Raw genomic sequence first — 12,429 nt, 5'->3', positions numbered from 1 at the left:
CATGTTTTAAATATTATTTACTCAAAATTGCCTTATTTTGCGCTTTCAATTAACTAAAGAATTATGCAATCTATTCAAGCCAATAACTATTTCGTGCATTTTAACCACAATGCCTATGAAGAGTTAAACAAACACCTAAGAAACACTAAGTACTCTAACTTATTTATCATAGTAGATGACAAGACCAATGATTTTTGTCTTCCTAAATTCCTGCCCCTTCTGGAAACAGATCTGAATATCGAAATTATCGAATTTGAAGCCGGAGAAGCCAATAAAAATATTGATACCTGCATCGAAATCTGGAATGTGCTGACTGAACTGGGTGCTGACAGGAAATCGCTTATCATAAACTTAGGAGGCGGTGTAGTTACGGATCTTGGAGGATTTGTGGCTTCTACATTTAAAAGAGGTGTTGATTTTATCAATATTCCTACTACTCTATTATCTATGGTTGATGCCTCTGTTGGAGGAAAAACCGGAGTTGATTTAGGTAATTTAAAAAATCAGATTGGCGTTATTAATGTACCTCAGATGGTTCTAATCGATACTCAGTATCTTGAAACTTTGCCGCAAACTGAAATGCGTTCAGGTCTTGCTGAAATGCTAAAACACGGACTGATTTATGATGCAGCATACTGGAAACAATTCTCAAACCTTGAATCTGTTGATTATGCCGATTTCGATGAATTGATTTATCGTTCGGTTGAAATTAAAAACGATATTGTAATTCAGGATCCTACAGAAAAAAATATTCGTAAGGCCCTTAATTTTGGCCATACACTTGGACATGCTATTGAAAGTTATTTCCTGGAAAACGAATCAAAGAAAACATTGCTGCATGGAGAAGCAATTGCTGTGGGGATGATTTTGGAAGCTTTTATTTCCTGGAAAAAAAACTTACTTACTGCAGCAGAATATCTGGAGATAAAAACCTCGATTCAGTCTATTTATGATGATGTGAAATTTGAAGAAAATGACATAGATCCAATTCTTGAATTACTGGTTCATGACAAAAAAAATGAATACGGATTAATTCAATTTGCATTAATCGAAGGAATCGGAAAAATAAAAATTAACCAATCTGTTGAAAATAAATTGATTCTGGAAGCGTTTCAGGATTATAAATCTTAATTTTTTTTTAATCAAAAGCATTGCTTTTGGTATATTTTATTTTTTACATTTGCCTCGATGAAAACAAACAAAAAACAAAGACATTTCAGCTCTTACAGAAACCGACTCAACAGTTCTTTACTAAGAATGTTGAACCGTTTTTACAATAGCAAAAGTCCGTTTTGTTTTGATGTTTTCCAATACTCAAAAGCAGAACATGAAAAACTGCAGATTGTATTTGCCAATATTAGAGTTTGAATTTTGGATTTAGCACCGTTTTTACTAAATTTAAATAACAAATTAAAATATTGAAAATTAAATGAATACAAAATATTCTGATCTTATAAATCAAACTTACTATTTCCCTCAGGAGGAATTTAAACTAAACAAAGACAACCTTTTGTTTCACAACATCGATTTGATGAAGTTAGTAGAACAATACGGAACTCCTTTGAAGTTTACATACCTGCCGCAGATTTCTGAAAATATCAATAAGGCAAAATCCTGGTTCAGAAAGTCAATGGAAAAAAATAAGTATGAGGCAAAATACTATTATTGTTATTGTACAAAAAGCTCGCATTTTGAATATATCATGAATGAAGCTTTCAAAAATAACATCCATATAGAAACATCATCAGCGTTTGATGTCAATATAGTTGAAAACCTGCTTGAAAACGGAAAAATCAACAAAAGCACGTATGTTATTTGTAATGGTTTCAAGAGAGACGAATATATTTCTAATATTGCAAGATTAATCAATAACGGACATAAAAATACAATTCCAATTATTGATAATTACGAAGAACTGGACCTGCTTCAGGGAGAAATAAAAGGAAAATTTAAAATAGGAATTCGTATTGCTGCCGAAGAAGAACCTAAATTTGAATTTTATACATCAAGATTAGGAATTGGTTACAAAAACATCGTTTCTTTCTATAAAAAACAAATTCAGGAAAATGATAAATTAGAGCTTAAAATGCTTCACTTTTTCATTAACACCGGAATCAACGATACATCTTATTATTGGAATGAGCTTGTAAAATGTATCAAAGTATATATTGCATTAAAAAAAGAATGTCCTACTCTTGATGGTTTAAATATTGGAGGTGGTTTCCCTATTAAAAACTCACTTGCATTCGAATACGATTATCAATATATGATTGATGAAATTATCAATCAGATTAAAATAGCCTGCGATGAAGCAGAAGTTGATGTTCCAAATATTTTTACAGAATTTGGTTCCTTTACAGTAGGCGAAAGTGGCGGCGCTATTTATCAGATTTTGTATCAAAAACAGCAAAACGACAGAGAAAAATGGAACATGATCGATTCATCTTTCATTACTACTCTGCCGGATACATGGGCAATCAACAAACGTTTTATTATGCTTGCGATTAACCGTTGGAATGATACTTATGAGCGGGTTCTGCTGGGTGGTTTAACTTGTGACAGCGATGATTATTACAATTCAGAGCAAAACATGAACGCCATTTATCTGCCTAAATACAACAAAGAAAAGCCATTGTATATTGGTTTCTTTAATACTGGAGCATATCAGGAAACTATTGGCGGTTACGGTGGATTACACCACTGTCTGATTCCTCAGCCTAAACATATTTTAATTGATCGTGACGAAAATGGCATTCTGGCTACAGAAGTATTTTCGGAACAGCAGACATCAGATGATGTTTTGAAAATTTTAGGCTATAAGAAAAAAATGTAAAAAAAATCTGCAAATTAAATTTTAATAACTATAAAATTCTTAATTTGCATATAAGGTAAAAAGGTTGAAAAACTTTTAATTCAAAAAAAAAAATAAAAAAACAAAGTAATGAAAGGACCAATCAGTCAGTTTATTGAAAAACATTATTTACACTTTAATTCTGCTTCACTTGTAGACGCAGCCAAAGGATACGAACAACAATTGGCAAATGGTTCTAAAATGTTGGTAAGTATGGCCGGTGCTATGAGTACAGCCGAAATAGGTAAAATTTTTGCAGAAATAATTAGACAAGATAAAGTACAAATTATTTCATGTACTGGAGCCAATCTAGAAGAAGATATCATGAACTTAGTAGCACACTCTCATTATGAAAGAGTGCCTAACTACCGTGATTTGACGCCACAAGACGAATGGGCTTTACTTGAAAGAGGTTTAAACCGTGTTACCGACACTTGTATTCCTGAGCATGAAGCTTTTAGACGTTTACAAAAACACATCTATAAAATCTGGAAAGATGCAGATGATAAAGGAGAACGTTATTTCCCTCATGAATTTATGTACAAAATGTTATTATCAGGTGTTTTAGAAGAATACTATGAAATTGACATAAAAGACAGCTGGATGTACGCTGCAGCCGAAAAAAACCTTCCAATTATTGTTCCGGGATGGGAAGATAGTACAATGGGTAATATCTTTGCTTCTTATGTAATAAAAGGTGATCTGAAAGCATCAACAATGAAATCAGGTATTGAATATATGACTTTCCTTGCTGACTGGTACACAAAAAACAGCGAAAACGGAATTGGATTCTTCCAAATTGGCGGTGGTATTGCAGGAGATTTCCCTATTTGCGTTGTACCAATGTTATATCAGGATATGGAAATGCATGATGTACCTTTCTGGAACTATTTCTGCCAGATTTCTGATTCTACAACCAGTTATGGATCTTACTCAGGTGCTGTGCCAAATGAGAAAATCACTTGGGGTAAATTAGATATTAATACCCCTAAATTTATAATTGAATCGGATGCTACAATCGTTGCACCATTAATTTTTGCATATTTATTAGATTTATAGGATATTTTTATGAAAAGAGTTATAGTAGACTACGCCAAACTGACAAACGAAATTTTAAACCTTTTGGTTGAAAAGTTTCCTGATGGTTATGACGATTCGGATGTGATCCGTTTCAGAAACGCTAAAAACGAATTAGTAGAAGCTGTTGAAGTTCGTACCGAAGACACTATTTATTTAGTAAAAATCAGTACTAAGCTGGCTGACAGAATCGAAAATTATGATGAAGATGACGATATGGATCTTGATGTGGATACAATCGAACCAGTAAAAGGTCTTGATCTTGATGACGAAGCCGATGATGACGATGATGATGACGATAATCAGGATAAACCGGATACTGATGGTGGAGATGATGAAGACGATGACGAAGACAGAGAGGATATAGCTGACGATGACGATGATGAAGACGAAGAAGATTAATCATTTTCTTTGAAATATATAAAGGAACTCGAATTGAGTTCCTTTTTTTATTCAAGCATAAAAAAATAAATAAGAAAATTACTATATTTAAAGCTTTGAAATAGAAATTATTTGCCGAATGAATTCAGAAAAACTACATGCCAAACTGAAAGAAAATTTTGGTTTTGAAAAATTCCGACCTAATCAGGAAACTATTATAAATACTGTTATATCAGGACAAGATACACTGGCAATTATGCCCACAGGAGGCGGAAAGTCAATTTGTTTTCAGCTTCCTGCCCTCGTTTTACCCGGAATAACTATTGTAATTTCACCCTTGATTGCATTAATGAAAGATCAGGTTGACAGCTTAAAAACCAATGGGATTTCTGCTTGTTATATTAACAGCAGCCAGTCATCACAGGAACAGCAGTTTTATATCGACAATCTAAAATCAAATACTTTTAAACTAGTATATATCGCACCAGAAAGTTTGTCTTATCTTGACAATATTTTTAATGAACTTACAATTAGTTTAATTGCGATTGACGAAGCACATTGTATTTCATCATGGGGTCATGATTTCAGACCGGCTTATACCAATTTAGGATATTTAAAAAACCGCTTCCCTTCTACTCCTGTACTTGCTCTGACTGCAACGGCAGATAAAGCAACGCGTGCAGACATTGCAAAACAGCTTAATCTAAAAAATCCTAAAACTTTTGTCGCTTCTTTTGACCGTAAAAATTTAAGCCTGGAAGTGCGTCCGGCTTTAGATCGCGTAAAACAAATTATTGATTTTATAGAGAATAAACCTAACGAATCCGGAATTATTTATTGTTTAAGCCGAAAAACAACCGAAGAACTTGCTGAAAAATTATCTAAAAACGGAATTAAGGCAAAGCCATATCATGCAGGTCTGGACAACGTAAAGAGGGCTAAAACGCAGGATCAGTTTATAAATGATGATTGTCAGGTAGTTTGTGCAACAATTGCTTTTGGAATGGGGATTGATAAATCGAATGTACGCTGGGTGATTCATTATAACCTGCCTAAAAATATTGAAGGTTACTATCAGGAAATTGGTCGTGCAGGACGTGACGGACTGCCTGCTGAAACAGTTATGTTTGAAAGTTATGCCGATGTAATCCAGCTTCAGAAATTTGCTTCTGAAGGATTAAATGCAGATGTACAGCTTGCAAAATTAGAGCGTATGAAACAATATGCTGATGCGGTAAGCTGTCGTAGAAAAATTTTACTTTCTTATTTCGGCGAATTGGTAACCGAGAATTGCGGAAACTGCGATATTTGCAAAAATCCTCCAACTTTTTTTGATGGGACGATCCTTGCGCAAAAAGCTTTGTCTGCCATTGTGCGTTTGAAAGAATCTGAACCCTTAGCTGTAATTGTCGATTTTTTAAGAGGCTCGAGAAACGCGTATATCTACGAAAAAAATTATCAAGAGCTAAAAACGTATGGAATTGGCCATGACGTTTCTTGGTACGATTGGAATCAATACCTTATTCAACTGATTAATTTAGGATATTGCGAAATTGCTTTTCACCAGCACAATAAAATTCTCCTTACTCCTTTTGCAAAAAAAGTTTTGTTTGAAAGCGAAAAAGTAAAACTAACAACCGTTGTCAAAAAAACAATTGATAAAACTGAAGCTAAAGAAACAAAACCTAAAGCTGCCAAAAATTCTCTTTTTGAAACACTTCGAAAATTACGCTACGAAATTGCCCAGCAAGAAGAAGTTCCGGCTTACGTTATTTTTAGTGATGCTTCATTGAGACAAATGGAAGTTTTGCGACCAATGACTGATGAAGAATTCCTTGCTGTTGAAGGGGTCGGAAAAGCGAAGTTAGAAAGATACGGTGACGATTTCATAAAGGCAATAATTGAATTTCAGCGAAATAAATCGGTTGTCAAAAAAGAGAAAAAAGACAATACTTATAAGAAAACGCTAGAATTATTTGAAAACGGAGTTTCAGTTCAAGAAATTGCAGAACAGCGAGATTTAAGTCCAACAACAATTATATCGCATTTAGCAAAATTATATGTTGACGGTCATGATTTAGATTTGAGTCAATTTATTTCTGATGAAGAGATTTCTCAAATAGCAAAAGCACAAATCGAATTAGAAAATCCCAGTGCATTAAAGCCATATTTTGATTATTTTGAAGAGAAATTATCTTATGAGAAAATTAGATTTGGACTTGCTTTTATACAGAGACACAAATAAAAAACCATGTTCGAAAGAACATGGCTTTTTGTATTAATTAATTTTGTGCAGAATTAGAAGACCATACTGTTTTACCATCTAATATAATGTCTAAATTTCCATTGTTTTGCATTACAGCCACAGCTCCGGGCTGATTAGAGGTTTTGCTTTCCCATAAATATTTGCCCAGTTTGTACACAATTAAGTTACCGTTAGCCAGCATATATGCAGAAGCTCCAGATTTACCAAATGTACCGGTATCCCAGATCACCTTTTTGAAATTATATCGAAGATCACTAATAACCAGATTGCCATCAAGTCTCATTTCTAATGAAAATCTTTTATTTTCAGATGTAAGCGATTCTCCCGCTTTTAATATTCCTTTTTCTCTTAAAGTTGAAATTGTTGGTTTTGGATACATAGCAGCGATACCTTCTTTATCCATTGTTGATAATATGGTATTCTTAGGGAATTTTAATTTATTAAGCGTAAAATCCGGAGAAAAGAAGTACAACATTATAGACTGATTATCAAACAGAGAATAATCTGCTTTAGATGGATCTAATTGAGAAAAAACATTAAAATCTACTTTTTTTTCATTCCATCCTTGTTTTGCATAATGAGCATAAACAACTGGTTTGTTCCATTCAATTTTAATAAAAGGGCTCATATGTTCATGTGCCAATCCTAATGCATGACCAAATTCATGTATTGTTGTTCTGCTAAACTCTGTATCACTTGTATTTGCATCAAACCAGCCAAAATTCATAGATGCATTATCCTGAGCAACATTCTGACAATTGTTACCAATTGTCGACCATGAGCCGCGATTGTTTTTCCATTTAAATCCAATTTTTATATCAGCATCTTCATCTGTTTCAACCCATTCAAATTTTAAATTAGCATATTCTGTCCATTCATTGGCAAATTGTTTAACTTTATTTTGAAGAAATTTATTTCCGTTAAGAAATTTAATTCTTATTGTTTGGCCATTTTCCCATCTGTTTTCTTTATAGCTTACACGTCCGGTAAGGCTTGGCGCCACTGATGCAGAATCTGTTTCTGTTAAACAAAGTTGATATTCATCGCTCGAACCTCCACCTTCATTTTTAATTTCTTCAATTCTATCTTTGCTGCAAGATACCAGTAAAATTATTCCAAAGAATAATAATATTTTTTTCATTTTTTTATAATTTTTAAATTAATCAATCATCAAAAGCAAGAAAATAACTACTTTAAATCGAAGCAAAAAATTAATTAAGCATATCATAAATTTGATTTAAATGTTTAATGAATTTTAAATTATTTGAATTAAAATAGAATTCAAGACATCTGATTTTAAAATATTCAAAAAAGTCTCCTTTAAAAACTTTCTTTTGTACAAATAAATTAATTCCGAGCAGAATTAGAAGACCATAATGTTTTGCCATCCAATACAATATCTAAATTTCCATTATTTTGTATTATAGCTGCTGCTCCGGGTTGTTTTGAGGTGTTACTTTGCCATAAATATTTTCCCTGTTTGTATACTATCAGGTTCCCGTCAGGCATCATATAGGCGTAAGCACCAGATTTACCAAATGTACCGGTATCCCAAATCACTTTTTTAACATTATTTTGAAGATCACTAATAACCAAATTGCCATCAAGTCTCATTTCTAATGAAAACCTGCCGTTTTCAGAGGTAATAGATGTGCCGGGATTTAATCTTTCCTTTTCTCTTAAAGTTGAAATTATTGATTTTGGATACATAGCAGCGATGCCTTCTTTATCAATTGTAGATAATATGGTATTCTGAGGGAGTTTTAATTTATTTAGGGTGAAATCAGGAGAAAAGTAATACAGCATTATAGATTGGCTGTCAAATACAGTATAATCTGTCTTAGATGAATTTAATTGAGAAAAAACATTTAAATCCACCGTACTTTCATTCCATCCCTGTTTTGCATAAGCGGCATAAACAACTGGTTTGTTCCATTCAATTCTTGCGAAAGGACTCATATGTTCATGTGCCAATCCTAATGCGTGGCCAAATTCATGTATTACAGTTCTGCTAAACTCGCTGTTTCTAGTTTTTATATCAAACCAGCCAAAATTCATGGATGCATCATCCTGAGGAACATTCTTACTGTCGACACCAATTCTAGACCAGGAAGCTGTACTGTTTTTCCATTTAAATCCAATCTTTATATCTGCATTTTCATTAGCGTTAACCCATTGAAATTTTAAGTTCGCATATTCTGTCCATTCATTTGCGAATTGTTTTACTTTGTCTTGAAGAAATTTATTTCCGTTTAGAAATTTAATTCTTATTGTTTGACCATTTTCCCATTCAGAACCTTTATAGGTTACACGTGCTGTAGGATTTGACGTTGATGTAGTATCAGTTTTTGCTAAACAAAGTTGATATTCCAGACTGGAACTTTCACCTTCATTTTTAGTTTCCGGAACACTATCTTTACTACAAGAGACTAATAAAATTATTCCTAAGAATAATAAGGTTTTTTTCATTTTTTTTGTATTATTTTTAGTTGTAAAAATTTATACAAAAATAAGAAAAATAGTACAAATTAAACAAAAATGAAAACAAATAACCAGCATAGTCCAGTTAAAAAAATGCAGTAATTTGATTTTAAAACAATTAAACAAAAAAAAAGTCTCTTTTTAAAGAGACTTTTTTTTCTTAATTACAAATATCTTTCTTCAAAAACTTTTTGATGATGTTTTGCATGTCCTATTATAACAAACCCTAAAGCTCTAACAGAAATTTGATTATTAGATGCCGTTCCAATTCGTTTAAGCTGTTCTTCAGATAAACTTTTGTAAAACAATAAATTTGAATGTCTTACAGCAGAAAGTTCAGTTAGTAAATCCTGAATACTTCTTTTATCTGAATTGGTGTTATCTGCATAATCTGCCTCTTCGAAACTTGGCAGAGGTGTTTTGTCATTTCTTGAAAAACGCAGCGCGCGATAAGCAAAAATACGCTCCGTATCGATAACATGCTGAATAATATCTTTGATGGTCCACTTCCCCTCTGCATAGCGATAATCAAATTTATCGAGCGGAATATTTTGAACAAATCTGATAAACTCATGCAGCGAAATTTCAAGTTCTTCTATCAGTTTTCCGTCTCCGGCTTGTTTGATATAGGTTGCAAAATTGCCTGCATATTCATTTTCCAATAATTCACTTACGTACATTTTATATAAGTATTAAAGTTTAAAATTTGTTTTTAAGCTGAATTTCTGCTCGCATTTGTATTTCCAAAAAGAGATCTCGTAACGATTTTTTCATAAACCTTTATAAGATCTTCATTTGGAGATTCTTCTTTGTTTAATTCATTAATTCTTAACAATGCATATTGCTGTATTGTCAACAATGGCAGTACAATACGTTCTCTTATCTGAATAGATGCTATACCATCAGGATAGTTTTCCATTAAGGTTTTATGATCTGCTATTTTTAATAAAAGACGTTTTGTTTCTGAAAACTCATCGTAAATAATCTGCCAGAATTCACCAAATTCAGGATCTTTGCTCATATAGGCTGTTAATGGTAAAAACGATTTTGCCAGCGACATCATACTGTTTTCAAGCAGAGTTTTAAAGAATAAAGAATTATGGTACAAATCACTTACTTTATCCCATTGTCCTGATTCTTCAAAATGTTTCAATGCCGATCCTACTCCAAAAAATCCCGGTACATTTTGTTTTAACTGGCTCCATGATCCTACAAACGGAATTGCTCTTAAATCAGCAAAATCTAATGATTCAGATTTGCTTCTTTTTGAAGGACGGCTTCCAATATTAGTTTTTGAATAATATTTCAGCGTACTCATTTTTTCCAGATACGGAATAAACTTCGGATGGTTTTTAAAACTTAAATATTTCTCGTATCCTAAATTAGCTAACTGAGTCAGAATCTCCGTCTCATCGGGCGTTAATTCATTCTTTTCTTTACTAAAAACCTGGTTGGTAACACCGGCACTTAATAAGTTCTCAATGTTATAACGACACGAATCCAGCGTTCCGAAATTAGAACTAATAGTTTGTCCCTGAACTGTGATCTGAATTTCGTTATTTTCAATTTTCGGACCTAATGAAGCATAGAATTTATGTGTTTTTCCACCGCCTCGAGCCGGAGGCCCGCCGCGGCCGTCAAAGAAAATAGCTTTAATTCCATATTTTCTTGAAATTTCAGTCAGCGAAATTTTTGCCTGATAAATACTCCAGTTAGCCATCAAATAACCGCCATCTTTTGTTCCGTCAGAAAAACCAAGCATGATTGTTTGTTTATTTCCTCTGGATTTCAAATGTTTAGAATATTCTGGATTTGTATACAACTGTTCCATAATTTCGTGCGCGTTTTGTAAATCGTCTACTGATTCAAAAAGCGGAATTATATCAACAGTAGGATTTTCCCAGTTATTAAGACGAATCATAGCAAAAGTCTCCATTACATTCAGTGCACTTTCGTTGTTACTGATGATATAACGGTTTGCTCCTTCTTCTCCGTTGTTCTGCTGAATCATTTTAATAGCATGCACAGACTCTAAAGTAGACTGGGTAATTTCATTCTCAAAATCAGCAGGATTTAAATTTCCTTTGATTTTTGATAAAACTTCAATTTTTTGGCTTTCGTTTAATTCATAATAATTTTCAGGAAAAATATCTGAACCTGAGTTCTGATAATAATTCACTACGTCTTTGAATACTGCATTATGAATTTTACTGTTCTGACGAATATCTAAAGTCGCAAAATGGAATCCAAACAAATTAATCTTCACAAGAAGCGCTTCTATTTCATCCAGATATAAAGATTGATGGTTTTCAATAATAATAGTCCTGATTTTATTCAGCTGCGTTAGTAATTCCTCTAAAGAGATGAAAATTTCACCTTTAGAATAAAAAACAGAACGATATAGTTTACTCTCAAGATCTGCTACCAGTGTATCTACCCCAGGGAAAGTTAATTTACGTTTTAGATTTCTCATTTCAACGTAATAACATTTTAAGATCGAAGTCCTTAAACGATCTGCCACTTTCAGTGTAATTTCAGTCGTAACAAAAGGATTTCCGTCACGGTCGCCGCCCGGCCAGAAACCTAATTTTATTAATTGATTCTGGATTGCATTTCCTTCAAGAATATTTTTCTGAAGATAATGCACAATTTCTCCGGCGGTTTCATAAAATACATTTTCCAGAAACCAGATTAAGCTTACTGCTTCATCATAAGGATTTGGCTTTTCATTCTGGATAAAAGGTGTTTTACCTAATTGTGCCAGTAATTGTTTGATCTGTAATAAATCATTTTGACGAATTGCTTCGGTAAGATCATTTATAATACCCAATACCGGACCAGGATAAAACTGTGTAGGATGTGCAGTTAATACTGTACGAACGTTGAAGTTTTCAAGAAATTCAACCAGTTCATCGTCTTTTTCCTTGGCATCAGATTTCTCTTTTATATCGCGAAGAGATCCTCGCCCTTCCATGTTATTAACTTCTGGAAAAGCAGCATCTTCAATTGCATCAAACAATACAATCTGACGTTCGATATACTGAATAAATCGAAACATTAAATCGATTTTTTCGGTTTCAGAAGCGTTGCTTAAAAATTTATTAGAGAAAAAATCTAAAATTTCTTTTGGCGTTTCCTGTTTTTTAAAGCCCGTTTCGCAGGTTTCTGTAAATAATGGAAGTAATACCCCTGTATTATCTATAGAATCAAATGGTAATGTTATGAAAACACTATTGTAAATGTGGTATTTAGAAAGAACGTCTCTGTTAAAACGTTCAATTTTTGGCAGCGTGTACATAAATTCGTGTTATAGTTGGTTGGTTAATTGGTCATAAAAAAACCCCAAGAATAAACTTGAGGTATATTTTAATAT

At 33.0% G+C, this 12,429-nt stretch carries 10 protein-coding genes; 6 read left to right on the top strand and 4 right to left on the bottom strand.

Annotation, left to right across the window (positions count from 1 at the left end; genetic code table 11):
• Positions 1-63: 63 nt before the first annotated feature.
• From aroB to recQ, 6 genes are all read left to right on the top strand, one after another.
• Complete coding sequence (aroB, locus tag OZP11_RS01365; RefSeq protein WP_281233447.1) at positions 64-1,131, top strand: 3-dehydroquinate synthase; 1,068 nt, start codon at positions 64-66, stop codon at positions 1,129-1,131.
• Positions 1,132-1,188: 57 nt separating this feature from the next.
• The gene (locus OZP11_RS01360; RefSeq protein WP_281233446.1) at positions 1,189-1,368 is read left to right on the top strand and encodes a hypothetical protein; all 180 of its coding nucleotides are present in this window, start codon (positions 1,189-1,191) and stop codon (positions 1,366-1,368) included.
• Positions 1,369-1,429: 61 nt separating this feature from the next.
• Positions 1,430-2,833, top strand: coding sequence for a type III PLP-dependent enzyme domain-containing protein (locus OZP11_RS01355; RefSeq protein WP_281233445.1), 1,404 nt, complete (start codon positions 1,430-1,432; stop codon positions 2,831-2,833).
• A gap of 108 nt (positions 2,834-2,941) precedes the next feature.
• Positions 2,942-3,910 carry a deoxyhypusine synthase family protein gene (locus OZP11_RS01350; protein ID WP_281233444.1) on the top strand — a complete coding sequence of 323 codons (969 nt, stop codon included), beginning with the start codon at positions 2,942-2,944 and terminating at the stop codon, positions 3,908-3,910.
• Positions 3,911-3,919: 9 nt separating this feature from the next.
• Positions 3,920-4,330, top strand: a complete 411-nt coding sequence (locus tag OZP11_RS01345; RefSeq protein WP_281233443.1) for a DNA primase — start codon at positions 3,920-3,922, stop codon at positions 4,328-4,330.
• Positions 4,331-4,448: 118 nt separating this feature from the next.
• Positions 4,449-6,554: a DNA helicase RecQ gene (gene recQ, locus OZP11_RS01340; protein ID WP_281233442.1), complete on the top strand. Its 2,106-nt coding sequence runs from the start codon at positions 4,449-4,451 to the stop codon at positions 6,552-6,554.
• Positions 6,555-6,591: 37 nt separating this feature from the next.
• On the opposite strand, the gene OZP11_RS01335 is transcribed toward recQ, so the two are convergent.
• The 4 genes from OZP11_RS01335 to OZP11_RS01320 form a co-directional block, all read right to left on the bottom strand.
• A complete protein-coding gene (locus OZP11_RS01335; RefSeq protein ID WP_281233441.1) occupies positions 6,592-7,716 on the bottom strand; it encodes a matrixin family metalloprotease in 1,125 nt (374 codons plus the stop codon).
• 206 nt (positions 7,717-7,922) lie between these two features.
• Entirely contained in the window at positions 7,923-9,044 is a 1,122-nt protein-coding gene (locus tag OZP11_RS01330; protein WP_281233440.1) for a M12 family metallopeptidase, read from the bottom strand.
• A 176-nt stretch (positions 9,045-9,220) separates the two neighbouring features.
• Entirely contained in the window at positions 9,221-9,736 is a 516-nt protein-coding gene (locus OZP11_RS01325) for a DinB family protein (protein ID WP_281233439.1), read from the bottom strand.
• Positions 9,737-9,768: 32 nt separating this feature from the next.
• Positions 9,769-12,354: a phosphoenolpyruvate carboxylase gene (locus OZP11_RS01320; protein ID WP_281233438.1), complete on the bottom strand. Its 2,586-nt coding sequence runs from the start codon at positions 12,352-12,354 to the stop codon at positions 9,769-9,771.
• Between the last annotated feature and the right edge of the window lie 75 nt (positions 12,355-12,429).

The organism is Flavobacterium gelatinilyticum, from assembly GCF_027111295.1.
In the GTDB taxonomy this organism is placed as follows: domain Bacteria; phylum Bacteroidota; class Bacteroidia; order Flavobacteriales; family Flavobacteriaceae; genus Flavobacterium; species Flavobacterium gelatinilyticum.
Note: the sequence above shows the minus strand (reverse complement) of the source record. Positions and strands in the feature narration are given on the sequence as shown.